18 protein-coding genes and 5 pseudogenes are annotated in these 26,562 nt (G+C 70.4%); 13 read left to right on the top strand and 10 right to left on the bottom strand.

Features of this window, described 5'->3' with window-relative positions; genetic code table 11:
* Nucleotides 1-9: 9 nt before the first annotated feature.
* Nucleotides 10-1,158, bottom strand: coding sequence for a hypothetical protein (locus OG519_RS33680; protein WP_405592239.1), 1,149 nt, complete (start codon nucleotides 1,156-1,158; stop codon nucleotides 10-12).
* A gap of 213 nt (nucleotides 1,159-1,371) precedes the next feature.
* On the opposite strand from OG519_RS33680, the gene OG519_RS33685 reads away from it, so the two are divergent.
* Nucleotides 1,372-1,902: a hypothetical protein gene (locus OG519_RS33685; protein WP_405592241.1), complete on the top strand. Its 531-nt coding sequence runs from the start codon at nucleotides 1,372-1,374 to the stop codon at nucleotides 1,900-1,902.
* Here OG519_RS33685 and OG519_RS33690 read toward each other — a convergent pair.
* Entirely contained in the window at nucleotides 1,812-2,156 is a 345-nt protein-coding gene (locus OG519_RS33690; protein WP_405592243.1) for a cupin domain-containing protein, read from the bottom strand. The two genes, OG519_RS33685 and OG519_RS33690, sit on opposite strands and share 91 nt — an antisense overlap.
* A gap of 396 nt (nucleotides 2,157-2,552) precedes the next feature.
* On the opposite strand from OG519_RS33690, the gene tap reads away from it, so the two are divergent.
* Nucleotides 2,553-4,811, top strand: coding sequence for a telomere-associated protein Tap (gene tap, locus OG519_RS33695; protein ID WP_405592245.1), 2,259 nt, complete (start codon nucleotides 2,553-2,555; stop codon nucleotides 4,809-4,811).
* A gap of 9 nt (nucleotides 4,812-4,820) precedes the next feature.
* Nucleotides 4,821-5,378 carry a telomere-protecting terminal protein Tpg gene (gene tpg, locus OG519_RS33700; RefSeq protein ID WP_405592247.1) on the top strand — a complete coding sequence of 186 codons (558 nt, stop codon included), beginning with the start codon at nucleotides 4,821-4,823 and terminating at the stop codon, nucleotides 5,376-5,378.
* A 343-nt stretch (nucleotides 5,379-5,721) separates the two neighbouring features.
* Here tpg and OG519_RS33705 read toward each other — a convergent pair whose 3' ends face one another.
* Nucleotides 5,722-6,810, bottom strand: a complete 1,089-nt coding sequence (locus OG519_RS33705) for a hypothetical protein (RefSeq protein ID WP_405592249.1) — start codon at nucleotides 6,808-6,810, stop codon at nucleotides 5,722-5,724.
* A gap of 338 nt (nucleotides 6,811-7,148) precedes the next feature.
* Between OG519_RS33705 and OG519_RS33710 the strand changes: the two genes are divergently transcribed.
* The 3 genes and pseudogenes from OG519_RS33710 to OG519_RS33720 form a co-directional block, all read left to right on the top strand.
* The gene (locus OG519_RS33710) at nucleotides 7,149-7,724 is read left to right on the top strand and encodes a helix-turn-helix domain-containing protein (protein WP_405592251.1); all 576 of its coding nucleotides are present in this window, start codon (nucleotides 7,149-7,151) and stop codon (nucleotides 7,722-7,724) included.
* Nucleotides 7,643-9,028 carry an MFS transporter gene (locus OG519_RS33715; RefSeq protein ID WP_405592253.1) on the top strand — a complete coding sequence of 462 codons (1,386 nt, stop codon included), beginning with the start codon at nucleotides 7,643-7,645 and terminating at the stop codon, nucleotides 9,026-9,028. Before OG519_RS33710 ends, OG519_RS33715 begins: the two co-directional genes overlap by 82 nt.
* A 356-nt stretch (nucleotides 9,029-9,384) precedes the next feature.
* A pseudogene (locus OG519_RS33720) lies at nucleotides 9,385-9,561 on the top strand (cellulose-binding protein); the annotation flags it as partial.
* 258 nt (nucleotides 9,562-9,819) lie between these two features.
* Here OG519_RS33720 and OG519_RS33725 read toward each other — a convergent pair.
* From OG519_RS33725 to OG519_RS33735, 3 genes are all read right to left on the bottom strand, one after another.
* Nucleotides 9,820-11,205: a cellulose binding domain-containing protein gene (locus OG519_RS33725; protein WP_405592255.1), complete on the bottom strand. Its 1,386-nt coding sequence runs from the start codon at nucleotides 11,203-11,205 to the stop codon at nucleotides 9,820-9,822.
* A gap of 236 nt (nucleotides 11,206-11,441) precedes the next feature.
* A complete protein-coding gene (locus tag OG519_RS33730; RefSeq protein ID WP_405592257.1) occupies nucleotides 11,442-14,054 on the bottom strand; it encodes a glycoside hydrolase family 9 protein in 2,613 nt (870 codons plus the stop codon).
* A 111-nt stretch (nucleotides 14,055-14,165) separates the two neighbouring features.
* Entirely contained in the window at nucleotides 14,166-16,340 is a 2,175-nt protein-coding gene (locus tag OG519_RS33735; RefSeq protein WP_405592259.1) for a cellulose binding domain-containing protein, read from the bottom strand.
* A 508-nt stretch (nucleotides 16,341-16,848) separates the two neighbouring features.
* On the opposite strand from OG519_RS33735, the pseudogene OG519_RS33740 reads away from it, so the two are divergent.
* The 7 genes and pseudogenes from OG519_RS33740 to OG519_RS33770 form a co-directional block, all read left to right on the top strand.
* A pseudogene (locus OG519_RS33740) lies at nucleotides 16,849-17,843 on the top strand (IS3 family transposase); the annotation flags it as partial.
* A gap of 258 nt (nucleotides 17,844-18,101) precedes the next feature.
* A complete protein-coding gene (locus tag OG519_RS33745) occupies nucleotides 18,102-19,172 on the top strand; it encodes an IS110 family transposase (protein WP_405592261.1) in 1,071 nt (356 codons plus the stop codon).
* Between the two features lie 16 nt (nucleotides 19,173-19,188).
* Nucleotides 19,189-19,398, top strand: a pseudogene (locus OG519_RS33750) (integrase core domain-containing protein); the annotation flags it as partial.
* A gap of 37 nt (nucleotides 19,399-19,435) precedes the next feature.
* Nucleotides 19,436-19,741 (top strand): DUF6042 family protein, encoded by a 306-nt coding sequence (locus tag OG519_RS33755; protein WP_405592263.1) that lies wholly within the window; start codon nucleotides 19,436-19,438, stop codon nucleotides 19,739-19,741.
* 270 nt (nucleotides 19,742-20,011) lie between these two features.
* The gene (locus tag OG519_RS33760) at nucleotides 20,012-20,203 is read left to right on the top strand and encodes a toxin-antitoxin system HicB family antitoxin (RefSeq protein ID WP_405592265.1); all 192 of its coding nucleotides are present in this window, start codon (nucleotides 20,012-20,014) and stop codon (nucleotides 20,201-20,203) included.
* Nucleotides 20,200-20,496 carry a hypothetical protein gene (locus OG519_RS33765; RefSeq protein WP_405592267.1) on the top strand — a complete coding sequence of 99 codons (297 nt, stop codon included), beginning with the start codon at nucleotides 20,200-20,202 and terminating at the stop codon, nucleotides 20,494-20,496. The genes OG519_RS33760 and OG519_RS33765 overlap by 4 nt, the downstream gene beginning before the upstream one ends.
* 410 nt (nucleotides 20,497-20,906) lie before the next feature.
* A pseudogene (locus tag OG519_RS33770) lies at nucleotides 20,907-21,275 on the top strand (DUF4394 domain-containing protein); the annotation flags it as partial.
* Nucleotides 21,276-21,691: 416 nt separating this feature from the next.
* Here the strand turns inward: OG519_RS33770 and OG519_RS33775 are convergent.
* From OG519_RS33775 to OG519_RS33790, 4 genes and pseudogenes are all read right to left on the bottom strand, one after another.
* Nucleotides 21,692-22,747: a TerC family protein gene (locus OG519_RS33775; protein ID WP_405592269.1), complete on the bottom strand. Its 1,056-nt coding sequence runs from the start codon at nucleotides 22,745-22,747 to the stop codon at nucleotides 21,692-21,694.
* Between the two features lie 611 nt (nucleotides 22,748-23,358).
* Complete coding sequence (locus OG519_RS33780; protein WP_405592271.1) at nucleotides 23,359-24,789, bottom strand: transposase; 1,431 nt, start codon at nucleotides 24,787-24,789, stop codon at nucleotides 23,359-23,361.
* 196 nt (nucleotides 24,790-24,985) lie between these two features.
* Nucleotides 24,986-25,852: pseudogene (locus OG519_RS33785) on the bottom strand (transposase); the annotation flags it as partial.
* 125 nt (nucleotides 25,853-25,977) lie between these two features.
* Nucleotides 25,978-26,493: a class I SAM-dependent methyltransferase gene (locus OG519_RS33790; protein ID WP_405592273.1), complete on the bottom strand. Its 516-nt coding sequence runs from the start codon at nucleotides 26,491-26,493 to the stop codon at nucleotides 25,978-25,980.
* Between the last annotated feature and the right edge of the window lie 69 nt (nucleotides 26,494-26,562).

Consider the following 26,562-nt stretch of genomic DNA (forward strand, 5'->3'; position numbering starts at 1 on the left):
CCTGGCCCCTTATCCCTCGGGCACGGCCCCCGCGCCGTCCCCGAAGTGTGCGAGATCCGGCAGCAGCACCGGGTCCACCGGCGCGGTCAGCCGGAACTCGGTGAGCGTGACAGGGCACCCCTGCGCGATCAACCGGGCCAGCGCGTTCAGGCGGTGGTTGCCGTCGAGGACGAGGAAACGGTTGCCGCCGAGCGCGTAGGTGGCCAGCAGCAGCGAGATCTCCGCGCCGCCCATCCGGCCCGCGTACTGGTCGCGCAGCGACTCGATACGGGCCAGGCGGCTGGGGGCGAGCACGGCGCCGGCCGCGGCGATCTCCGTATGGCGCAACGGAACCGCGCCCGGATGGTCGTGGCCGACCTCGTCCTGTCCGTCGCCGTACCAGGGCGCGAAGTAGCCCGCCAGGACGCCGGGTTCGTACGGCGGCACCTGCGTACTGATCTTCTCCAGCCGCACACTGCCGTCGCCGCGGGCGTCGAGCCCGGCCAGCAGGTCCCAGCTCAGCGACGTACGGATCCGGTCCGGTCCCGTGGTGAAGTGCCTGCGGAAAAGCTCGAAGGGCAGCCCCCCGCTCGCCACCCCCCGTAACTCCCGGGTCCCGCCGTCGATCTCCCGTGACCAGAACCCGGCCAGCGTCGCCGACCTGCCCGCATTGCGCACCGCGGTCTCCCGCAACTGCTCGACCACATGGGCGAGATCGGCCCAGTCCTCGTCCGTCCACCGCGTGTACGACCTGAGCGACGACCCCAGCCCCGCCCGTGCCGCCGCCAGCACCTTCACCACCGTCCGCAGGTACTCCTCCTGCATCGCCTCCCTGGCCAGCGGCACCAGCGCCATACCGGCCCGGCAGTCGTACAGGGACCGGTACGTCGGCCCCGGCAGGCTGTCCGCCCGAAGCAGCGGGACCGCGGCGGTCAAGATCGCCACCTTCTCGGTCAGCTCCAGCTCCGCCAGCGCCTCCTGGACCTCACCCTGCCGCCGCGCCAGCAGCATGCCCACCACCATCGTGGTGACCGCCCCCAGCCCGAAGTTCGACGCCCAGTCCGCCCAGCTCCACGCCTGCCCGTCCAGCCACAGCAGCCAGTCCAGCAGACCGGCCGCCAGCGGCAGCACCGCCAGCGGCCAGTAGCTCCGCCACAAGGACCGTACGTTTCCGCCCACTCCGACCACCCCTCCGCGCCACAGGAAAGGACGGACCGGACACCCCGCGGGGTTCCCTGATCCGCGTCATGCGCCGCCGCCGACCCCCAACGCGCCCGCCCCGTCAGGCAATCGCGTTGAGCAACCTGCAGGTGACGCGAGAAGACCGCCGACCTGTTCTCGCGCGGAAACCGCCCCCCGAACTCCGCCGAACCGCGGAAGGCACGGGGCCTCGTGGACGACGGCGCCATCCCCGCCGCGCTCCGCCAACCGCGAGCCACCGCCGTGAACCAGCCGCCGGGCGACGTGGCGCCCGTGCTCGGACGGACCGCCGCGGCCATCTTCGACGACCTCCGAAAACCGGCCGAGGCGCTGACCGCGGGCCTTGAAACGGGGCGGGCACCCTACGACTTCGGATACGCCTGCGTCGAAGGCGGCCTGCCCGACCTCGCGATACCGGCCTGGCGCGAAGCGCTGCGCCACCACCCGGGCGAGATGACGATCATGCGGGACCTCGTAACGGCGTCCGAAAGCGAAGGCCGGCACCTCAAGGCCGTTGAGACCCTGTCGCGGCACGAGAGCGACGTCGCCGCCTGGCCGGACCGCTACCTCCTCGTCTTCAACGCCGACGACGACTCCGGCGCCCGGCAACCCGCGGAGCCCCACCGGGACGGTCAGGGCGCCGGTGTGCGGATCTCCAGCATCACGCAGCCGGGGCCGGTCCGGTACGGGCCGTGCGGCATGCCCGGCGGCCGCGAGGCGTAGTGGCCGGGTGTGAAGGTGCGGCCCAGGGTCAGATCCTCCAGCTCACCCTCCAGGAGATACACCTCCTCGTAATACGTGTGCCGGATCACCCCGGCCGCGGAGGTGTCCAGGCCCGGCGCCCACCGGGCCAGCCGGGTGACTTCCACCGCCGCGTCCGGTCCGGCCGCGAGCACCCGCTCGCTGACCCCCGGCGAACCCGCTGCCGGTGTCCACGGCAGCTCCCCGACGTCGAGGAACTCGTGCTCGTCCTTCACCCGCACACCGCCTTTCGTCCACCGGTCGCGCGGGCGCGGGGGCTGCGCCGGGCGGCCGGTACGTGTCCGGTGGATCCTCGCCCGATGAGGCGGTGGCCGCAAATGCCAGCGGCGCCGGTAGCCCGACTCCCCTCCCCGGCCCGGGAACCGGACCCCTCGGCCACTCCCGCCGGAGCGCTCAGCCGCGAAGGCAGCCCGCGGCGCCCCGCTCCCGCCGGGCCCCTCGGGCCTCGGTGAAGCCGCCCTCCAGCCGCGTCGCATCCTGCGTACGGGACGGTCACCTCCCCGGGCTCCCGAGTACGGCGCCCCCTCAAACACCCTCGGTACGCCGTTCGTACGGCGAACGTACGTGATGCGTACGTTCGCTTGGATAGGGTGTGGAGCCGGAGGTGTCCCATGTCCGGGTTGTTCGACGCGGTCGACGCGCTGGTCGCGTCCCGCTCTCCGCTGCCGCCGCCAACGGAGCGCAAACGGCTTCGCGCCGCACACGGTCTGACGATCGACGAGGTGGCCACCGCGCTGAAGGTGCGGCGGGCCACGGTCAGCGGCTGGGAGTCCGGCAAGACCGAGCCGCGGCCGCCGGAGCGGGACGCTTACGCCCGGCTGCTGGGGCGGCTCGCGGAGCTCTACCCGGCTCCGGCCGCCGCGCCCGCGCCCGTCCAGGACGTTGCGCCGCCAACGCCCCCGGCCGCGTTCCCCGGCGTGCCGGCCCCGGCGCAAGCGCCGCCTCCGTCCCCGGATCCGGCGCCCGGTGCTGAGGCCGCTACCGCGTCCGGGACCGCCCGGACCGGCCCCGCCAACAGCCCCGCCCCGGTGGCCGCGCCGCGCCCGCCGCGCCCGCCGCGCACCGCCGGACCGTCGCCAACTCCGCGGCGTCCGGGCGCGCGAAAGGCGGCCGAGGCCGTCCCCCCGGCGGGCGGTGTGGAGCCGCGGTTTGAGAACGGCCCGCTCGCGGTCGTCGACGTCGATACCGACGGGCGGGTGGTCGCGTACTGCATCGGCGGCCTGATCCTGGACGTACCCGCCACGTCGATCCCGGCGCTGGTGGACTGGACCCTGTCGAAGGCGCGGCTGGGCCAGCCGAAGCTGTCCGGACCGGGCAAGGACGCCGACCCGCTGCTGGTGCTCACCGAGGCCGCGTTGGAGCGCTACGGCCTGCCCGTCGCCCTCACGCACGAGGAGCGGCTGGCCGGACGGCTCCCGGAGGGCCACAAGGTCATCAGGCAACTGGCCCGCGCGGAATGGAAGCTGACGAAACGGGGGTTCGGTCCGTGGGCGCGGATCTACCGTCCCGCGACCGGTTCGGAACGAGCCTGCGTGCAGTTGTGCGTTCCGTCCTGGCAGGCCCTGGACACCCGGCACTGGGGCCCCGCCGGACAGCTCCCGCCGGCGGAACTGGCGCGGGTGCTGGGTGTGTACGCGTCCCGGGTGATGACGCCGCGCGGTTCCACCGCGGTGACCGGCCTGGAGCTGATGACCGCGCTGCACCCGCCGACCCGTGCTTCGGCGGCCGACGTGACGGGGAAGCGGGTCTCGGAGCACAATCCGGGTTCGCTGGGGAAGGATCCGGTCGACCCGGCGCCGTGCGAGGCCCCGGACGGGCACCCGCTGGTCAAGGACATGCCGCGCTTCCACGTCCGGGGCCCCGCGGAGAAGCTGTTCGAGGAGGCGTACGACTGGGCGCGGCCGCTGACCGACAGCGAGTGCACGCGCAGCCACCTGGTGGGCCTGGACGTCAACATGGCGTTCGCCGCCGGCGCGAACGGCCTGATCGTCGGCCTCGGCGCGCCGACGCACGTCAGCGATCCGGCGTTCGACCCGAAGCTGCCCGGCTCGTGGCTGGTCGACCTCTCCCATGTCGACCTGTCGAGAGTGAAGGCCGGCAAGGAATGGGTGGAGCTCGACGGCGCCCTGCTGCCCAGCCCGTTCACGCCGAAGGGCGACCGCCCGGACGGACCGGCCTGGTACGCCACGCCCACCGTCGCCTACGCGGTCGAGTTGGGCTACGAGGTGCGTCCGGAGCAGGCGTGGGTACGGTACGACAGCGGTCGTTACCTGGACGCCTGGTACAACCGGCTGCGCGACGCCTACCTGGCCACGATGGCCGACCTCGGCGTGGCCGCGGACCTGGCCCCGGCGGACTTCCTGGCGGCGATGGACGGCTACCGCGGCCGAGACGCCGAGTTGGCGATCGTGGTGTCGGCGGTCAAGGCGACGGTGAAGGGCGGTCTTGGGAAGCTGCGCGAGCGGCCGCGGGGCGAGGGCTGGCGGCCCGGCGAGCCGTGGCGGGCGCTGTCCCGGCCGACCTGGCGTCCCGACATCCGCGCGGCGGTCATTTCCAAGACCCGGGTCAACCTGCACCGCAAGCTGGTCCGGCACGCGGCGTTCACCGGGCAGTATCCGGTGGCGGTCCTGTCTGACTGCGTCGTTTACGCGGTCGACGGCGCATCGCCGCTGGACTTCCTGCCGTACCGCGACGGCAAGCCGCTGCCCGGCGGTTTCCGGCTCGGGGTGAACCCGGGGCTGGTCAAGCACGAAGGCACCCAGCCGATCTGGTGGGGCGAGGAGGTGCGGGAGCGGTTCGGGGCCCCGGAGCTCAACCTCGCCCGGTACATCAAGGACGGTACCGTCACCGATGTCGACAACGGAGAGTAGGTCGGGGCGATGAGCATGTTCGGGGACGGCCTGGACGCCGCGGTGCAGAGGGCGTTCACCCGCCCGGTGCCGAAGTCGGCCGGCGCGCGGATGCGGTACCTGGTCAGGCAGTTGGGGGGGACCAGGGCGGTCGCGCGGATGCTGCGGATCTCCCAGCGCACCGTCGAGCGGTACGTGAAGGACCAGATCAAGAAGCCCCGCGCGGACCTCGCCGCCCGGCTGGAGACCGAGGTCAAGAAGCGGTGGCAGCCGCAGATCCGGGCCAGGGCCAGGGCGAGGGCGGCGGTCTCGGGCGGCATCGTCATCGACACCCGGGCCCGGCTCGGTTACACCGCGCCGATCGGTTCGACGGACCAGGACCGCGTCCGGCACCTGACCGTCGCCCTGCCACCCCAGTACGCCGCCCGCCTCTTCGAGGCCCAGGAGGCCGGGGCCGGCGACCAGCAGCTCCGGCAGATCGCCGCCGACGCACTCAAAGAGGTGTACTTCCAGGACGGCGGCCGCCGCGCGGGGAGCCTTGAGGAGGTCCGCTTCACGGACATCGAGCACCTGGAATTCGACCTGTAGCAGGCGTCTCAGACCAGCGCGCAGCCCCGGACTCCCGGACCCGGGCGCCGCGCTCGACCGTGCTGCGGGGCGGCTGCCGTCGCCATTCCGCCGTATCCGGTGCTGTGGCTCGGTCTCGCTACGCCCGGCCGCCGGGCGGACGGTTCATCGCCCGCGCCGACGGTGGAGGGCGTAGAGATACATCGCCAGCAGGAGAAGGAGAAACACCAGGACACACACGAGTGCCCCGTGGACGGAGTGGACGTACTGCCCGAGCCCTGGGCCGCCTCCACCCACGGCGAGCGGATGCCGTGCTGTAGCTGCCACCCCGGGCGCCTTCCCGGCGGAACGCCTCAAACACTCCCTAACTCTGGGCAGGGGGCTTGTGGTGCGGGATCCGGTGGCCGTTGTGGTGGCCTCCGGTGCCGACACCGGTGCAGGGGCTGGTCTGGGCGGCGGGGGTCAGCTGTTGCTGGTTCTGGGCGGTGAGTGTGGTGCCGTCGAGCAGGTATGCCGTGACGGTGCCGTCGGCGTTGACGCTCCACAGGTCAGGGGCGCCGTCGCCGTTGATGTCGGCGGCCTGGACGACGGGCGCCGTGGTGGCGGACCAGCCGTTCGGGGCGAGCTGCAGCGGGTTGGCGGCGCCGCCCATGGCGAGGTTCTCCAGATCGGCGGGGCTGTAGTAGTAGAGGCTGCCGCCGGTGGTGTCGCGGGCGAACAGCGCGGGCAGACCGCCGGTCAGTGTGCTGGTGAGGGTCCAGCCGGTCCAGTCGCCGGTGCCGGCGGGGTTGGTGCCGGACAGCGGCAGGGCCGCGTCGGCTCCGGTGAACGCGCCGGGGGTGGGCATGGCGGCCTCGTCGAGGAGGTTCCCGCCGAGGACCAGGAGCAGGTCCGGGAAGCCGGTGACGGGATTGCCGTTGACGGTGTTGTAGAGGCTGCCACCGTTGGCGACGGAGGTGGCGGTCTGCCCGGACAGGCTTTCCTGGAAGACGGGCGAAGGGACGTTGACCTCGTTGCCGCTGGTGGTCGGCAAAGCCGCGCTTGTGCCGTTTCCGTACAAGATCGTGCCGACGCCGGTGGCGGGGTCGTAGTCCAGGACGTCGTTGAAGCCGCTTCCTGTGTGGAAATGGCCGGTGACGGCCTGAGTGCCGTTCCAGTCGGCCGGCGACCCGACTGAGCCGACACCGGTGCCCTGCGCGCCGATGTCGGTGGCGGCCGTGTCGATCTGGTCGCCGGCCAGGCCCTGGGCCAGCCAGAGGCCCGAGGGGAGTCCGGCTTGTGCACCGACCACCACCAGGTCGGCGTGGCCGTCGCCGGTCATGTCGCCGTCGGTGCTGGTGGCGCCGAGGATGTCGTCGGCTGACGCCGTTTGCGCGGCGGCGGTCAGTGACAGTGCGCCAAGTACGGTCGCCAGCAGGGCGGTTATGACGCAACGGGTGTGAGCGGGTCTCAAGGCGTCCGTCTCCGGGTTCGTGTCGGGCCCGACAACCGTCGGGTTGGTGAAGTGGCAGCGACGGGCAGAGCAGCTCCCGGACCAGAGGCTTGGCCGAGTCTTGATCAAATAACTGGGGAAGCGCTGCTGACCTGCAACGATGGGACGTGTCCAGGGTCCAGTCAGTCGCGGGCAAAGAAGCACTCGCCAGGTGCGTAAGCCTATCGGGTCGTCTCCGCGTGCCCACGGGGGCCCGACGTACCGCACGACGACACGCGGACCACACACACCGCCGCCGTTGGGCTCTTCAATAAACAAGAACTCTTGCACAAGAAGTCTTGTATATATACGTTGGCGGCATGGACACCTCCGCTGAAGGCCATCAACCCACCGATCCCAAGTCGATGCGCGCCCTGGCGCACCCGACACGGCTTCGGCTGCTCGCAGAGCTCCGCATCCGGGGCCCACAGACGGTGGGCCTGCTCAGCGACATACTCGGGGAGCCCGTCGGGGGTGTCAGCTATCACCTCGGCCAATTGGCCACACACCATCTGGTGGAAGAGGTTCCCGAACTCGCGCGGGACCGGCGGGAGCGGTGGTGGAAAGCCGCGCATCCACGGACCGTGTTGGGCCCCGCCGACGGTGCCGACGACCCACAGCGCGCGGAGGCATCGCAGGCCCTGCGCCACGCCATCATCCAGCGCTATCTCGATCTGCTGGAGCGCTATCTGGACAGCGAGTCCTCACTGGGGAAGAGATGGGCGAACAACGCCGTCAGCAGCGACGCGACACTCCATCTGACCCCCGAACAACTCGGCGAGCTGAAGGGAGAACTGGAGGAAGTGGCCGCCCGATGGGAGGAGCGCGGCAACCGCGACACCCCGGGGACGCAACCGGTCGTCCTGATGTACCACGCTTTCCGCAGACCGCAGTAGCGGATGCCGCCAACCAGGTGAGCCGGCGGCGGCGCGGCCCTCTGATCGGCCTCATAGCAGCCCACACCACCTCGCTGACCGGCAATATGCTCACGCTCATCGCACTGCCGCTCTACGTCCTGGCACGCACCGGCTCGGCGACGGCGACCGGTATCGCCGGTGCGTGCGCCACCGCCCCGGTGATCATCGGCGGCGCGCTCGGCGGCGTCCTGGTGGACCGGGTCGGATACCGCAAGGCCAGCATGACCGCAGATCTGGTGTCCGGCGTCACGATCGGCAGCGTGCCACTGTTGGAACACGCGGTAGGCCTGCCGTTCTGGTCGCTGATGCTGCTCGTCTTCTGTTCGGGGCTGCTCGACACACCTGGTCAGACCGCCCGGTCCGCACTGCTGCCCGAAGCCGCCGCCGTCGCCCACATGCCCTTGGAACGCGCGGTGGGTCTCTTTGAGGCGAGCGAGCGCACCGCCCGGCTGGTGGGCGCGCCGGTGGCGGGCCTGCTCGCCACCCTCCTCGGGGCGCTGAACGTGCTGATCGTCGACTCGGCGACCTTCCTGACCTCCGGGTTGCTGGTCCGTGTGCTCGTCCCCCGGCTCCTGCGCCCGCATACCGACGCCTGGCCCGGCGCGCCTGCGGCCGGCGCGGGTTACTGGTCACAGTTCCGGGACGGACTTCGGGTGCTGGTCGGCGATCCGCTGTTGCGCGCGGTGGTCGCCCTGCTCCTGGTCACCAACCTCTTCGATGCCGCGAAGAGCACGGTGCTGCTCCCCGTGGCGGCCGACCGGCACCTCGGGGGAGCGACGGCCTTCGGCGTGCTGGTCGGCGCGACCGGTGGTGGCGCCCTCGCCGGATCGCTGGTCTTCAGCGTGGTGGGCCACCGGCTCCCCCGGCGGGCGACGTTCGTCACCGCGTTCGCACTCGTCGGGGCGCCGCCCTTTCTCGCGCTGGCAGTTCGCTTGCCGCTGGCCGCACTGGTTCCCCTCTTCGTCATCTCGGGCTTCGCCGCCGGGGCCGTCAATCCCACCATCGGCGCCCTCAAGCTGGAACGGGTGCCGGCCGGCATGCGCGCACGGGTCTATGGTGTGATCGGCGCCGGGGCATGGCTCGCCATGCCGCTGGGATCACTCGGCGCAGGTCTCGCCGTCGCCCATGTCGGTCTGACCGCGACCCTCGTGGTGATCGGCGTCTGTTACCTCCTGGTCACTCTCACCCCTTTGCTGGGCGGTCCGTGGCGCGAGATGTCCACCCGACCGGAACCCGCGGTGGCGGTAGCCGTCACGCCGGCCCCGGTGTCCGAACCGCGGTAGTGGCGTCCGGATCCGGCTCCCCGCTCGCCGGCGGTGGATCTTCCGGTTTCCACTCGCCGGCGTCGCCACACCGTCGGCCGTCGAGCAGCCGCCGCCGCGGTTCGCACTGGTGAGGTCCGGCCCGGAACCCTCCGGCGGTCCGCCGGCAATGATTTCGGCCACCCGATCCAGGTATTCCCTTTGCGCGACAGCGGGTCGGCGCCGACGGACTTCCAGCCGTTTGGACGGACTCCGTGGGCCAACCAATGAAAATCGGGAACCAGGCCTGATTGGTCATCAGTCCTGTCCATGCGATCCGATGTGCTTTAGGTTCGGCGCGCGAGCACGCCGAACCTCGACGAATCATACAGTTTGGCGTCCGGTTCGCCGTCGACACCTCGGCGCCGCGGCAGGACGTCGACCAGCAGTGGCTCGCCCGCACCACGCCGCCCCGGCCGACGGCGCTCCGGCTGGGCTGGGAGAGCTACGCGACCGGCGACGACACGCTCTGGTTCGACGACGTCGCCGCCGGCTCCTCGCCGATCGGCTGCTGAACCGGCCGGGGTCGGCCCGGTGTCCGACCGGTAGCGGCCGGACACCGGGCGGCGCGCGACCGGTCAGTGCGCACCGCGATTGACGGACCGTCAGACACCGGTGGCCGGGGCCCGGTTCGCCCGCGCTCCGGTCACCGGCATCGGCGCCGCGCCCCACCGGCATCGGCGCCGCCTCTCCACCGTGTTGCCGGCCGGTCCTTCGACCGGCCCCCGACCGACGGGTCGGGCGGCGCGTTGGTACGCCGTGCCGGACGGCGGCTACGTCGTGGCCGCGCAGGTGAGGCCGGGGAGACCGGCGGCAGTGCCGTTGAGTGTCATCCCGAAGGTCGTCGACGCCGCCGGTGCCAGCGAACCGTTGTACGAGGCGTTGCGCAGCGTCAGTGGCGATCCACCGGTGTCGACGACCGCGTTCCACACCTGGGCGAGGGTCACTCCGGTCGGCAGCGGGAGCCCCACCGACCATCCGCTGATCGCCTTGCCGCCGCTGGGGTTGAGCACCTTCACCTCGGCCTGGAAGCCTCCGTTCCACTGGCTGGTGACGCTGAGCGCCGCCTGGCAGCCGGACGCGGGAGGCGTCGTCGGAGGTGTGGTCGGCGTCGTGGGAGGTGTGGTCGGCGGCGTTGTGGGGGGCGTCGTGCCGTCCTGCGTCGTGTACGTGACGGCGGTGAAGGCCCCCGAGCAGGTGCCCGCGCAGGATGCCGGCAGCGAGAAGTGGTAGGTGCGGCCGTTGAAGAGGTACGCGTCGGAGGCGTCCTTGACCCGAATAGTGTAGTCGGTGCCGCCCGAGGCCGTCGGCGCCAGGATGAACGCCTGGCCCATGTCGCTGTCCATCTGGGCGCTGTGCCAGCCGCCGTCGGCCAGATATTCCACGCCGTGCACGCCATTGGGCAGGTGCGCCACGGAGATCGCCGGCCACCAGCGCTGCGCCCCCTGGAGGAAGCCGATCCGGATGTCCCCGGTGTAGCCGGGCGCGGGCACGTAACTCCAGGACACGTGGCGGTTGTTCCAGTGGTCGGCGAGGCCGGTGACGGGCACTCCGCCCCGGGCGAAGCGGCCGAGCGAGGAGGTGGAGAGGTCGAGGTGACCGGGGTCGTCGCGGCACCAGGCGTTGGTGTCGGCGCAACTGTCGGCGACGAGCATGGTCAGGGTGGCGCCGTTGTACGCGTCCGCCGTCCACGAGCCGTTGCGGCAGAACGGCTGGCCGGCGGCGCCGTCGTTGATCCCGGTGCAGTAGTCGCCGATCGACACCTTGACCCAGCGGCCGCAGTTGCGGCCGTTCTCCCAGGCGCCCATCCGCGCGGCCTGGTCAGCCGGCACCGGGCGGGGGTAACTGCCGTAGTCGCCAGGGGTGTTGAAGACGTTCAGGGCGACGAAGTCCGACGTGCCGAGTTCGGACTGCGGGACGCCGCAGCCGCCGTAGGGCTGGCCGAGTCCGTCGAAGTGGGTCGCGTTGCCGACCGTGTCGGCCTGGGCGGCGGAGGTCGCCGCGGGCGCGGCGAGCAGGGCCGCGGCGCAGAGCACGGCGGCGCCGAGCAGGGCGGCGAGGACGGCGGCCGGCCGCCGCACGCCGCGGCCGGTGTCGGGGCGGTGGCCGACCGGGCTGCGGGACCTGCGCGGACCGCTGGGCAGGGAGAGGGAACGCATGGTGGTCTCCGGAGAGTGTGGGGGGCTTCCGTGCTATGGGAGCGCTCCCATGATGCCTCCGGGCCTTCCCTCTGTCGAGGGCGGCAGCAGCCATGGCACGGCCTCGGTGGTACGGCCGCGGCGGCGGCCGGCCCGGTTGTCGCGGCGGGCCGCGTGACCGCGGGCGGGCCGGGACCGCAGGGGTCCCGGCCCGCCCGGGTGGCGGGTCGCCGGACGTATCTCCGGCCGGCGGTCGGTCAGGCGGCCCCGCACACCGTCCCGTTGAGGGTGAACTGCTGCGGTGCCGTGTTGAGGCCGCTGTACGTCGCGGTGAACCCGATGTCGACCGTGGCTCCGGCCGGGAGCGCGGCGTCGTATCCGGCGTCGTGCAGCGTGACATTCTGGCCGCTCTGCGTCACGGAGGCGCCCCAGGCGTTGCCGATCCGCTGGTCGCCACCGAAGGTCCAGGCGAGGGTCCAGCCGCTGATCGCGGCCGAGCCCCTGTTGGTGATCTTGACATCTCCCTGGAAGCCCGCGCCCCAGTCGCTGGTGGTGGTGTAGGCGACCGCGCAGCCCGAGCCGGTCGCCGCGGACTTCGTCGTGGCGGTCGCCGACGGGGACGCCGCCGAGGAGACACCCGTGTCGTCGAGCGCCTTCACGGTGAAGGCGTAGGTGGTCGCCGCGGTGAGTCCGGTGATCGTCGTCGAGGTTCCGGCGACCGGGCCGGCTCCGGCGGCGACCGGGCCGGACCCGCTGTCGGCGAAGACCTGGTATCCGGCCAGCGGCCGGCTGCCGGCGGTGGCGGCAGGCCAGCTGAGGGTGGCCGAGGTGGCGGTGACAGCGGACACGACCGGGGTGCCGGGCGCGGACGGCGGCGTGGACGTCGGGGTGCCGGAGGTGGTGGGTGCGTCCCCCCACACGACGGTGGCACCGTCGAGGAGCACGATGTCGTGCACGGTGACCGGGGTGGAGCCGGGGGTGGTGGAGACGCCCTGGTAGGACCAGTCCCCGGTCGGATCGTGCGGGCCGGGGAAGCCCAGCCGGAACTGCACCTCGCGGTGGAAGGCGGACTGCCCGGCCGGGGCGATGTCCTGGCCGGCGCAGCTCACCGTCACGTAGTAGACGGCGCCGGCGTACTGGGTCGGCCCGCTGGGTGCGGAGCACTGGTTGTACGCCGAGGTGAGCGTCACCTGGGACGGGCTGGTGCCCGCGTCGAGGGTGAAGTAGTAGCGGAAGCTGCCGTGCGTGAGGTGGCGGGCCGGCCAGCCAGACTTGTTGACCACCTGCGCCTTGATCTCGTAGAAGTTCGTGCCCGCCGCGTTCACCGCGGCCTGGATGAACTCCTCGGGGCCGTCCGGGGTTTCCTTGGGCGGGAAGTTGGCGAGCGGGGTCCCGCCGTAATCGGCGGCGAGGGCCGCCAGAGCGCTGGAGAAGCCGGCGTTGTAGTCGAGAGCGCCCTCGGTCTCGCCGTAGTTGGACCGGTCGTCGGAGAATCCGTCGTCCGCGGAGCCGGGGCCACCGACCAGCAGGCCGTAGTCCAGGTGGCGGGTGGCGGCGGGCTCGGTCATCGACTGCGACCAGGAGCCGTGGGCGGCCCTGCTGTGCGGGTTCCGCGGCCAGGCGCTGTTCGTACCGGAGTTGGTGAATCCGATTTCGTAGCTCTCGTGGGCCGGGTTGTCGCCGAGCGCGTAGTCGATCTGCCGGACGCCGAAGGCGTGGTATGCCTGCGCCCTGGCGGCGTCCGTGCCGCGGGCGCTGAGCCAGCCGCCGAACTGAAGGGCGACGAAGGCGGTGTTGGCGGAGTACCGCAGCGAGCCCCAGGTGTCGAGGAACGCCTCACCGCCGGGCGAGTAGGTGACCTTCTTGCCGTTGACCCCGGTGGTCCACCAGTCCAGCCAGCGCTCGGCGTCGTCGATGTAGGTCTGCTTGCCGGTCAGTTCGGCGAGCAGCACGTAGTCGCCGTAGGACTTGTCGTCCCAGGCGAGCGTCCAGGTGTACTCGGGGGTGGTGGTCTGCTGCATCTTGGGCAGTTGGGCGTAGTACGTCTCCGCCTTGGCGAGGTACGTGCTGTCGCCGGTGGCCCGGTACAGCCAGATCGCCCCCCAGACCAGCTCGTCCCAGTAGCCGCTCCACGAGTTGTAGTAGCCCTGGGCGGCGGTGATGCACTTGTCGTAGGTCCCACGGTAGGTGTCCGCGAAGCTGTAGAGCTGCTTGGCGTTCACCAACAGGGTCGCGGCGTAGGACGGGTCGCTCCCCTTGAAGACCATGGACGAGGAGGCGAGCGCGGCGGCGGCCTCTCCCGCGAGATCGGAGCCGGGGCAGGAGGCGTCGATCTTGAAGGAGGGGCGCGGCGACGGGTTCACCTCGGGCGGCCCCCAGAACGCGTGGTCGCTGCCGCCGTCGCCGACCTGGCCGTAGAGCACGCTGGGCGAGGGGTGCGCCTTGAGCAGCCAGTCGTCGCCCCAGCGCAGGTTGCGCAACAGGTACGCGTTCTGAGCGCTCTTGGCGTAGCCGGCCGACTCGTCCAGGCCGCCCCAGCCGAGCATGGTCATGGAGAACGCCATCGGGAAGGCGAACTTCACCTCGTCGCCGGCGTCGTGGTAACCGCCGGTCAGGTCGAGTCCGGCGTCGGCGCCGTCGGTGAGGTCGGAGTCGCCCCGCCAACCGACCCGGTTGTCGGCGGGCAGTTTGCCCGAGCGCTGGGACTCGTAGAAGAGCATCGAGTCCTGGAGCGCCTCGGCGTAGTTGTACGAGGACGCGGCCGCGGCGGCGTGTACGGGTGGCGCGCTGGAGAGCGCCGTGAGCGACAGGGGCAGCAGGGCGCTCAGCACGACGGCGGCCCTGGAGAGGAAGGTGCGGAGTCTGGGCATGGCGTCCTCCTGGGACGGCGGTGGACACGGTGGGGGAGGGGCCCGCGCGGCACCTGCGTCGGACGCACGTCGTGCCGCCGAGGCCGGGGTGGCCGGCTGGGGCCGGCTCGGTCAGGTGGTGGTGCAGACGGTGCCGTTGAGGGTGAAGGCGGTCGGCGGCGGTGCGGCGCCGTCGTTGGCACCGGTGAATCCGATGGATGCTGAGTTGCCGCCGCCTGCGGCGAGGGTGGTGTTCCAGTCGACCGGGGTGGCCACGACCTGCTGGTCGTGTTGCACGATGGTCGAGTTCCAGAAGCCGCTGACGGTTTCGCCGGCGCTGGGGAAGGTGAAGGCGAGGGTCCAGCCGGTGATGGGGTTCGGGCCGGTGTTGGTGACTGTCACGGAGGCGTTGAAGCCGTTGCCCCAGCCGGCGGTGGTCCGGTAGGCGACCTGGCAGGTGGAGTTGCCGGGTGTGCCGGTGCGTACGGTGACCGGGTCGGAGGGCGCTGACAGCCGGCCGTTGGCGTCGCGGGCCAGCACGTTCCAGGTGGAGGTGGAGCCGGGGGTGAGGTTGTGGACGGTGGCGGAGGTGCCGGTGGTGTCGGTGAGCAGTTCGCTGGTGGTGCCGGCCTGCCGGTAGACCTCGTAGCGGGTGGCCGGGCCCCCGGTGGACGGGGTCCAGCTCACGGTGGCGGTGGTGTCGCCGGCCGCGGTCACCTTCGGGGCGCCGGGCGCGGACAGGGCCGATCCCGTTGCGGCCTTGGGGTGCAGGGTGAGGGTGGTCAGCGAGTAGGGCGGCAGGGTCTGGTCCGCGCTGTACGCCGGGGTGGCGGTGGTGATCGCGTCGGCCTGGTCGCGGTAGGTGGCCACGGTCATCGGCGCCGAGGTGTCGGGGGTGAAGCCGGCGTAGTGCAGTGTGACGGTCCGCGCGGCGGCGGGGTCCTTGTTGATCAGCAGGACGCTCAGATCACCGTTCGCGCGGTGCACGGCGTGGACGGCCACCGTGGCGCTGCTGCTGCCCGAGCCGGCCAGCACGTCGCCGGGGCGGCCGAGCTGGCTCAGCATCCTGATCGCGTGGTACGCCGGGAACGGCGTGTTCAGCGGCGGTTCGCACACCGAGCCGACACAGCCGGCGCTGGAGAGGATGCCCCAGTCGCCGTAGTCGGTGGCGCCGTCGGGCGAGGTGGAGATCTGCTGGGCGCCGTTGTGGGTGTCCCACCAGTCGACGGTGAACACCCCGTTCTGCAGGGCGGTGAGGTAGGCGTCGGCGCCGAAGAGGGCGTTGGGCTGGGTGTCCACGCCGGTGCCGCCGTTGACCTCGGTGAGGGCGACCGGGGTGTCACCGGCGCCGGCCGCGGCCAACTCGTCGTGGAGCTGGGCGAGTTCGCCGCTGAGCTGGTTGGGGGTGGCGAGCATGTGCGCGGTGTCCTGGCTGGTCGGGTACCAGTGCACGATCACGAAGTCGGCCCTGCCCGCGATCAGCGGGATCACGGTGTGGTTCCAGTCGGCGGTCTCGGCGCCCGCCATCACCCCGTCCGGCCAGTTGCCCGGCATGGTGAGGACGGCGCCGACCTTGACCGACGGGTCCACCGCCTTCATCGCCGACACGTACTGGAGCACGCTGGCCGCGTACGCGGCGGGTGAGGTGTCCGGGTGGTCGTCGTGCTCCCAGCCGGAGCCGTAGTGCCCGTTGCCGTAGAGCTCGTTGCCCACCTCCCAGTACTTCGCCCCGTACCCCTTGGTGATGTTGGCGTACCGCACCCAGTCCGCGGCCTCCTGCGGCGTGCCCGAGCCGTAGTTGGCGATGAGGATCGGCTGGGCCCCGATCGTGCGCACCGTGCCCATGAACGCGTCGAAGTCGGTGCCGGGCGCGACGTAGCCGCCCGGCGCGGAGTTGGTCTGCCAGTGGTAGATGTCGCCGTAGGAGCCGCCGGGATAACGCAGCATGCCGATATCGGCGGCCTTGAGCAGGTCCTGCACCTGGGGAACGTTCATCTGCGCGTCCCATACCGCGCTGTTCAGGCCGTACGCCGTACCCGGGATCGTGCCCAGGCCCTCGTTGGCGTTGACCGTCACATCGACATCGGCGGCGCCGGCGGCGGCCGGGCTGGGGGACGGCCCCGCGGCCCGCGCGGACGTGCCACCGACCAGCAGGGCGCCCAGGACCGCGGCGGCCGAGGCGGCGGCCAGGAGGCGTCGGCGCCGTCGCGGGGAGCGGCTCGGCGAGGACCGCTGGCTCAGCGGGGAGCGGTGGTCACGCTGGTGACGGGGTGCCAGGGATGGGCGGGGGGACGGGAAGAGACGCACGGCGCTCTCACCTCCGGGAGGCGGGACGTGGGGGGTGTCCGTGGACGCGCTGGACCGGCGCTCAGTGGGAGCGCTCCCACAATGCGGGCGGTCGGCGGCAGTGTCAATGGTCCGCACAACGTGCGCCCGCGGCGGCGGGTGCGCGGTCGGCTCGGCCGCGTGACCGGGCTGGGGCTCACCCCGTGGCGCCGACGAGCCGGCCCGCCGCCGTCAGGATGACGAACGCCGCGCGCTGGACATGCCAGCCGCGCCGCCGGGGTCGACTGCCGCTTTCCACAGCCCCTCGGCCACAGTTGCGGGTACCGGGTTCTGCGCTGCGGTGGTGGTCTCGGCTGTGAGGCCGATGCCGGCCGGCGGCCAGGAACGCTGAGCCGAGATGGCGGCCGGTGGCGGCGTCGAAGACTTCGACGGTGTCGTCCTGGTGGGGCAGGTGCCGTATTGAGATGGCCCCCGCGGCGTGGACACACCTGACAATGGATCTTGTTGATCCTGGAAGGTGTAGATCTCTGTGGCACGGCCCTCGAAGTACAGTGCGGAGTTCCGGTCCGACGCGATCGCGTTGTGGCGGGCCTCGGCCGGCAGGCGGACGTTCAAGGACGTCGCGGACGATCTGAACGTCAACCCGGAGTCGCTGCGGACCTGGGTGCGCGATGCGGACGCACCGTCGGCCGCCGCTGGCGCGTCCGGCGACGCGGAGGGTGAGCTGGCCCGGCTGCGGGCGGAGAACGCCCGGCTGCTGAAGAACGAGAAGGAATGGCAGCTGGAGCGGGAGATCCTGCGCCGGGCAGCGGCTTTTTTTGCCCGGGAGATGAAGTGAAGACCGCCGCTTGGGACTTCATCTCCGGCCATGCCGGGATCTTCGGCGTCAAGCGGATATGCCGGGTGCTGGAAGTCTCCCGCTCGGGCTACTACCGGTGGATCGCCGGCGCCGACGCGCGGGCCGGGCGTCAGGCGCAGGAGGACGCCCTGGTCGACGAGATCCGCGAGATCTACACCGAACACCGCGAGACCTACGGCGCCCTGCGAGTCCACGCCGAGCTGCGCGGGTTCGGCCACACGGTGAACCGCAAGCGGGTCGCCAGGCTGATGCGCAAGCACGGCATCGTCGGCCGCCACCTGCGGAAGAAGAAGCGCACCACGGTCCCGGACCGGCTCTCGCCACCGGCGCCGGACCTGGTGCAGCGGGACTTCACCGCTGGTGCCCTGGACGAGAAGTGGTGCGGCGACATCACATACGTACAGGTCGGAGCCGCGTGGCTCTACCTCGCCTGCGTCATCGATATCCGCTCGCGGCGGGTGCTCGGCTACTCGATGGCCTCACACATGCGCGCCGAACTCGTCATCGACGCACTCCAGGCCGCCGTCGACGCCCGCGGCGGCGACGTCACCGGGGTGATCTTCCACGCGGACCGCGGATCCCAGTACACATCGGCCGCGTTCGCCCAGGTCTGCCACCGGCACGGCGTCCGCAGGAGCATGGGCAAGGTCGGCTCGAGCTATGACTGTCAGTCTTCTCGCACCGGATCCCGCAAGGATCGGGTAGCCCCGGCCGAGACGGTCTGACCCTTGCTTATGACTGACCCCACGGGTGTCCTGGCGTTGATCTGTCGACCGCCCGGCCGGGCACGCAGCAAGCGCTGCCGCCGGACGGACGTGACCTGATAGGAGCCTGGAGCCGACTCGCCAAAGCGTCCCCGTGACAGTCCTGTCCGTCCGACCGGCGACAGCGTGAACACCACGCTACCGACCGGAAGGAACACCGTGCACAACAGCGAGCAGCCCAGGTCCGGACACGTCGTGATCGGCGTCGACACACACAAGCACGTGCACGTCGCAGCCGTGATGGACGCCATCGGCGGAATCCTGGCCACTCTGACGATTCCCACCGACACCGGCGGCTTCCAGCAACTGGCGGACCGGGCTGCCTCGTTCGGCACCGTCCTGGCGTTCGGGATCGAGGGCACCGGCTCCTACGGCGCCACGCTCACCTCATTCCTGCGCAGAGCTGGCCACAAGGTGGTCGAGGCCGGCCGCCCGGACCGGCGGCTGCGGCGCATGAACGGCAAGTCCGACACCCTGGACGCCGAGAACGCCGCCCGCGCGGTGCTGGCCGGGTTCGCCACCGCCACGCCTAAGAGCGCCGACGGCGAAGCCGAGATGATCCGCCAGCTCAAGATCGCTCACGACCAGGCCGTTGAACAGCGCGCCGCGGCGATGGTCACGATGAAAGCGATGCTCGTCCACGCCCCGGACGCCTTGCGTCAGGAGACCGCCGGAAAGACACAGATCACCCTGGCGCGGCAGCTGGCAGCCCTGCGCCCTCGTCACCTGGAAGATCCCGAGGACGCGCTGCGCCACACCCTGCGGACACTCGCCAAGCGGTGGCAGTACCTGGACGCCGAGGCGAAGCAACTAACGAAGATGATCGGCGCCCTGGTCCAGCGGGTCGCCCCGCAGTTGCTTGAGCCGTTCGGCATCGGCGTGGACACCGCTGCGGAGATCCTCGTGGTCGCCGGCGACAACCCCGAGCGGATCAAGTCCGAGGCCGCCCTCGCCAAACTCGCAGGGATCGCTCCGGTACCCACTGGCTCCGGCATGACCAGCGGCAGGCATCGCATCAACCATGGCGGGCACCGGCAGCTGAACGCCGCGATCTACAGAACTGTCATCGTCCGGATGCGGTTCCACCAGCCCACGATCAACTACGTCGCGCGCCGCACCGCCGAGGGCAAGACGAAGCGAGAGATCATCCGCTGCCTCAAGCGCTACGTCATCCGCGAGGTCTACCACCTGCTTCGACCCGCACCACGACCGGCCCTCGTGGCCAGTTGACAACTATAGGAGCGTCAACGCCCTGGTCGAGAGTTTCTGGCAGGGACTGAAGCGAGAAACGACGTACGGGAGACTGTTCATGACGATGAGACAGGCAAGGCTGGAGATCTTCCAGTGGCTCACCTACTACAACGCCCGACGGCGCCACAGCGCGCTGGGCTACCTCTCCCCGGCAGAGTTCGAACAGCAGCACCACAAGACAGCTAAACTCTCACTCGCAGCATGAACTCCTGTGTCCACACTCCGGGGGTCACCTCACACCAATGGTGTCCGTCAAAGCGGAACAAGCTCAGTTCGACCCGTCGGACGAACGCCACGAAGAGATCACCACAAGCCTCGATCATCTGGCCCGCGCCATCGACGGGCACGCCCACGACGCCCGACGGGCCGTACAACTGCTCTTGCACGACAAGGACTTCAGCGTCAACGTCGACATCGCCACAGTCGCCCCTCACAGGGTCTTCCGCCTGCGCTGCGACTGGGACGCCACCCGCATCGGGATCCACGGCTTCACCGAAGAGGGACGCCTGTCGGTCACCCTGCCCGATGACGCGGACGCCCCTTCGTAGACAACCGCCGAAGCCACTGCGCACTACCGCGGCGTCACGGAAGCGAGTAGGCAGTGCTCTCTCTCCGCCGTCATGCACAGCACATTGCGCAAATGTGCACTTCTGGGAGCTGGGCCGACAGGGGCGGTGGCGCGGCGGCGCCGGACTCGTTGTCAGCCCTTCTGATGGGGTCCTGAGGGGGTCGGTTCATGGTCGGGGAAGGTAAGGCCAACTCCGACGCTGGGTGGTGGCGGATAGCGCAACCGGCTAATGGTGGCTTACTATGGTGGCATGTCTGTGATGACGCTCCGCATTCCTGATGAGCTGGACCCGTCGATCCGTGCCAGTGCCGAGGCGGCTGGCATGAGTCTGAACGCCTACATCGTGCGCGCCGCGCGCCGCCAGGCCGTGCTGGATGCCGGCCAGAAGCTCGCGGCGCTCGGCCTCGGCAATGACCTGGCGGGCGAGGGCGACACTCTGTGAGGCGTGGGGAGATCTGGACCCTCGCCGACGGACGCGACGTCCTGGTGGTGTCGCTGGACGGTCTGGAGACCACGTACGGAGCCGTCCTGGTGATCGTGCTGCACCCCTCGGGCCGCTACCCCGACACGGCGATGTCTGTGGTCATCGGCGATCCGCTGCCCTGCACCGCGGTCGCCGTCAACCTCCAGCAACTACGCGTCGCCCGCTTCGAGGACGCCAAGCCCCTCGGGCCGGTCGCCGCGGCCGTCATGGAACGCGTCGACCAGGCGCTGCGCGCCGTACTCGATCTGTAGAGGCCGAACCCAACCCGGGTGCTGTTCGCCGGAGGGTGGATGTTCTCGCCAGGTGCGGCATACGGTGTGGCGGGCGGCGCTTACCGGTAGTGCCACAGTTCGTGCAGTCGCCGAATCTCGCCGGTGACACAGGAACGCAACTCGTGGTCGTCAAGGGGCATCTCGCGCCGTGTGCTGCTGCGACACTGCGGTAGCACGAGGCGATGTCCGGGTCGCGGCGGCCAGGGCTGACAGGAGCGAGTAATAGTCAAGAGTTGTGGGTGGCCGATTTCAGCTCTCGCTGCCGTGGTTTAGGCTGGTCCTGGCAGTGTTCCGGATCCGCTTGGCGCGGTCGGCTTCGGCGAGGATCTGGATGGCACGCACGCGGTGCACGTGCCCGCGGGGCGGTCTGCGGGTTCCAGGGGGCCGCGAACGACTGCGCTCCGGCGACCACCGCGCTCGGCATCACCGGCGCCGCCTACACCAACAACGACCTGAACACCGCGACTGCGACGACCCTGTTCGACATCGACATCGACACCGCCAACGACCGCGTATCGCTGCAGTCCCCGGCCAACGCCGGAACACTCGCGCCCACCGGCGTCAACGTCGGCCCGTCAGCCGGCTTCGACATCTACTACGCGCCCAGTGCGGGGACCAACCAGGGCTACGCGGCGCTGCAGACCAGCGGCACCTACGGGTTCTACCGCGTCAACATCCTCAACGGCAAAGCCGACCGCGTCGGCGACTTCCCCGCCGGCCGACAGGTCTTCGATGTAGCCCTCCCCGTGAACCAGGACTACACCCAGCCGCACGGCGGCATGCACACCGGAGGTGGCGCGATGGCCGCCTTCGTCAAGCAGTAGGCCCCAACGCTGCCGGGACTGCCACGCCACACGAAGGATCCTGACCCGGAATCCGGCCGACGCGTTCAGCGCCAAGCCGGCCCCACCATCGGGGCGGGGAACTGGGCAATCCGGGCGCGATGGAACTCGCGCGGCGTGCGGGCTACCGGCGGGCGTTCGGCCGCCGGTGGGCGCGGCGGCTGCGCTGGAACTCCCGCAGGGCTGCGCGGATCTGAAGCGGTCTGAGCGGGGCGGCCGTGCGCCTGGGGAGGGGTCCCGGGAGCACCCGGGACCCCTCCCCAGCCCCCGAGGCCCCTCCGGCCGGAGGTCGATCGTGCGGAGGGGCGCACGTATGTAGGAGGAAGCGCCGGTCAGTGGCCTTGTGGTGGACGGCCTGCTTTCCGGCCTTCATGTTTCGGGGGCTGTTCGTCGGCCGGGTGAGGAGCGGTGGTGCTCCCGTCCCGCTCGTTCGGGGTGGTTCCTTCGGGGGTGGTCGGCTGGGGGTATCGGATGCTCAGCCCGACGGACGCCGCCAGCACGACGACGATGACCGCCAGGCTCAGCGGTGACGGGATCTCCGGGATGCTTGTGCTGAACATCTTGTGGGAGGCTTGGAGGATCAGCTTCACGCCGATGAACGACAGGATCAGCGCGAGGCCCTTGCCGAGGTAGTGGAACCGGTCCAGCAGGCCGGCGAGCAGGAAGTACAGGGCCCGCAGGCCGAGGATGGCGAAGGCGTTGCTGGTGTAGACGATGAAGGCGTCGTCGCTGACCGCGAGTACGGCAGGGACGCTGTCCACGGCGAAGACCAGGTCGGCTGCCTCGATCGCGGCGACGACCGCGAGCAGCGGGGTGGCGACCCGTTTGCCGGCCTCCATGACGAAGAACTTCATCCCGGCGTACTCGTCCCGGACCGGCACAAACTTCCGCAGCAGCCGCACCGCGATGCTCTTGCCCGGGTCGAAGCTGTCCTCTTCCCCCTTGAGGATCTTGTAGGTGCTGTAAAAGAGGATGGCCGCGAAAACGAACAGCACCGCGGTGAACCGGCTGACCACCGCCACACCGGCGGCCAGGAAGAGGCCCCGGAAGACCAGCGCGCCCATCACGCCGAAGAACAGCACGCGGTGCTGGTAGGAGCGCGGCACCTTGAAGTAGGCGAAGATCAGCGCGAAGACGAACAGGTTGTCGACCGACAGGCTCTTCTCCAGCAGCCACGCGGTGGTGTACTCCACCCCCGGCGTTGTCCCCAGCACCAGGAAGACGACCGCGCCGAAGATACACGCGAGGCCCACCCACACCCCGCTCCACGCGGCGGCTTCCCGGAAGCCGATGACGTGCTCCTCTCGGTGGGCCAGCAAGTCCACGGCCAGTGCCACGACCACGGTGACCGCGAAGACCGCCCACAGCCAGAACGGCACATCCTGCACGGGAGACACCTCACGCGAGGGGATAGGGGAGAGTAATGCATACTTCTAGGATATTTCATCACTTTGGGCTGATTTGTCGCCCGTGCCGCGCGAGGGACACCCCAATTTGGTACTGAGCACCGGTGAGGCTGGTGAGAGGGCTCTCGCTCCGCGCATGTGTGAGTGGGCACCTTGAGGCGCTGTCGGGACAAAGCGGAGGCAGAGCTCCCTCCTACGACCGGAGTGGCGGCGATGCACGGCATCAGCAGCAACGTCCGTCAAGGCCGTCCTGGCGTGGAACGGCCCGGACACCCTCCAGGAGCGCCACTACGAGCAGATCGCGCTCCAGCTGACCGCCTGCGCCCGCGCGGCCACCGCCGACCTACAACGCCGCGCCGAACGGCTGCCCGCCGACAGCGGCCGCCGGGCAAATTCGTCGGGGTTTGGTGCCGACCTTGTTGTGGGCCGGTCGCTGATACGCCTCGCCGATGATGAGGACGCGTCCCACGTCGTGGCGGGGTGAGGGGCGGCGGTTCTTCGAGCCGGGTGGGCGTCCGGGGCCGGGTGTGGTGGGTTTCGGTGTACCGACTGGTGAGCCTGGAGGCTGTCGCACGGCTTGTCTCGTTGGGGAGTCAAGAGCGCGATTTTTCGGTGCCGGCGAGGAGTTTGCTGAGGTTGTGGACGGTGCCGAGGAGCTTGATCTCGGTGTCAACCGCTCGACGGCCTCGGTAGTTGAGGTGCCGGCCGAACCGCTGGAAGAGCTGCGCGAAGCCAGGTTCGACGAGAGAGCTGCGCTGGCGGTACTGAGCACGGCCGGTCGGGGTCGCCAGGCGGTCGGCCATGGCCTGTTGGGCTGCCGGGGTGGTCTGGCGCTTCGCGGGGAAGCCCCCCTGGTCGGCCTCGCTGGTGACCGAGACCAGCAGGGGCAGGTCGGCGAGTTGCTCGAACGGGGAGGCGCTGGCGTATCCGCTGTCCGCGAGCCAGAGCCCGATGTCGCCCGGCAGTCGTGCCGCGCGCTGGTTCTCCTGCGTCTTGCTGACCATCGGGATCAGTGCCGTGCGGTCCGACGGGTTGTCGTGCAGGTCGACGGCCAGCAGGATCTGGCGGCGGGCGCACACGATCTGCAAGTTGTATCCCTGCAGGTAGCCGCCGTGTTTGCCCAGCTGTAGCCGCGAGTCCGGATCGGTCAGGCTGGCAACGGCGCTCGGAGAGGGCGCCGGCTCGGGGCTGCGGGCCCGTTCCAGGTGAGCGAGTGCCTTTGTGAGTCGGACCCGCTGCCGGAGCAGGACCGTCTTGTGCTCCATGGGCACGGGTGGCCGGCCGTTGGCTGCTCGGCGCCCCGCCGCCCGATCGGCTTCGGTCCTGGCCTGGTACTTCCTCAGTTTCTCCTGGTGGGCTGCCGTCTCCGCGGCGAGCCGCTTGCATGCCCGGGCCACGATGCGTTCGGCGGCCTCGGCCTTGATTTTGATCTCGTTGGCGGACGGCAGGGCCCGCTGGTAGATCGTGTCCCGAGCCGAACGAGCCCGGGCAAGCACATTGCACAGACGCGACAGCTTCGGCCAGTCGTCACCCGGTGGCTCGCCGTCGGCGTCCGGGGCGTCGCCGGTCTCGACCCGGCAGGCGTGCTCACCAGCACAGTCCATCAGCGCGTTGATCTCGCCCTCGCAACGGGCGATGACGGCTTCGAGGCGCAACAACTGCTTGTTGGAGTCGCGGGAGGCGTTCGCGTCCATGGGCGAGCCGTCCACCGCTACCGCCGCCAGATCGACCAGCCCATGACGGCCGCACAGGGCCAGCACCTGCACGAACAGCTGGCTCAGCGCATCGCGGTGACGTTGGACGAACCGCGCGACGGTGGAGTGGTCCACTACGCGGTTCGCGGTGATGATCCGGCAGCCGAGATCGTCCCAGCAGGCCCGCTCGATGCCGCGCGAGGAGCGTATGCCCTTGCTGTAGCAGTAGAAGATCAGCGCCACCAGGGCGGCCGGCGGGTAGGCGATACCGCCCTGCCCGTTGGCGCGATAGCCGTCCTCGAAGGCCGAAAGTTCGAGCTCCTCGACCACCTCAAGCACTCTCCAGCACAAGTGCCCTGGCGGAAGCCACTCCCGGATACTCTTCGGCATCTCGAGATTACGTTCACGGTCGCACAGCAGGAAGTTCCGCCCCACCAGCCCAGACTCCGACATCCTCGCGATGACCGAAACCGAACACAAAATCGCTCTTGACTCCCCAACGAGACAAGCCGTGCGACAGCCTCCCTGCCGTCGTGCGGAGGTGCCGAAACCCGCGCCGGACGCGGGCCGGGGTGAGTTTGTGGGGTGGGGCTGCCTTTTCCCACGGCCGGCGCAGGTCGGTGGCGAGCGGGCGGGCGAGTCGGAACTGAGTGTGGGCGGCAATGATCAGCCAGGTCCAGCGGTCGGCGGCGGCCGAGTCGCGGAGACGGGGCCGGGTCCAGCCGAGGGTCTGCTTGAGCATGCGGAAGGTGGGCTCGATGTCGAAGCGCCGCAGGAACGCCTGCCAGCAGCGGTCGACGTCGGCTTCGGTGGCGCCGGTGCTCGACCACCACAGCCAGACCGGCTTGTTCACCCCGCCGGACGGCAGGTGTTCGACGGCCAGGCGGATGACGGTGCCCTCGATGATCGGCAGCGGACCGTCGTGGTCGAGCCAGGCGGCCCGGCGTGTCAGCCTCGGGTGGAGCCGGTCGACCGAGTACGGCCAGCCGGGCATCATCTGGTGCTTTGCGTTGCCGCGGCCGTATGTGTGACAGAACGAGCGGTCCGGGACAGTTGCGGCGTCGGGCCGCAGCCACGGCGAGACGTCGACCGCAAGGACCAACCGGCCGCTGGCCGCCCGCGGCAGCCCTGCCAGAATCCGCCGCAGCCGGGCGACATCGAGCCCGCCGCGGTTGAGACCATCGTAAAGAGCTCCGTGTCCGCGACGGTGTTCGGGAGCCAGTGCGAGGTCGACCAGCGACCGCACCGGCCCGCCCGTGCACAGCACCGCGTCGGTCAGCTCGAACAACGCATCCGCGCGGGCGGTCAAACAGGCATAGAAGCCGGTCCGAAACTCGGACAATACGGCCAGGGACTCGACGCAGGGGCAGGCGGCAACGTTGGGCAGACTCATCCTCACGGCCTTGTGTCGATCATGATCGTCTCAGCAACGCACATGATCACGTCAAGGCCGCAGCGCTGTCCGGGGAACGGGAAAACCCGCGGTCAGTTCTGCGAGTGGCCACGCTTCGCCCACGATCACAGGGCATCGGCCGGTTTGCGGGCCAACAGGAAGGCATGGCACGTCTTCTCTGGGAAATCGCCGTCCTCATCGGGTTCTCGTACCAGGCGTGCGCGCTCGACCAGCCCGGCCTGGGCCAGCAGCCCGGTGACGCGGTCAGGCTGCCGCCGGTGGAAGTCGAGCGAGATCGTGTGCCCCAACGACTGCGCCCGGTGCGACACCTCGTCGCCGACCTGGAACGCAAGCTGCACGTAGCCACCCGGAACCAGCATCCGATGGAACTCCCCGAACACCTGCGGCAGCAGTTCTTGCGGGACGTGGATGATCGAATACCAGGCCACGATGCCGCGGAGAGTACCGTCCGGTAGGTCGAGGGCCATCATGGACCCCACCTCGAATCGCAATCCCGGGTGCCTTCGCCGGGCCTCCGCAATTATCTGCGGAGATAGATCGACTCCGAACACGGGCAGTCCCAGACGGTGAAGATGACTCTGTCGGTGATCTTGCTGTTCCCGGTGCGCCAGCGTGACCATGGGGCATGGTCGGGTTGTTTCGTAGACCGATGTCGTTGTCGAGGTGTCCGTTGTCGCTCCGTTCCCGTT

It is taken from the genome of Streptomyces sp. NBC_01190 (assembly GCF_045039895.1).
Taxonomy (GTDB): Bacteria; Actinomycetota; Actinomycetes; order Streptomycetales; family Streptomycetaceae; genus Actinacidiphila.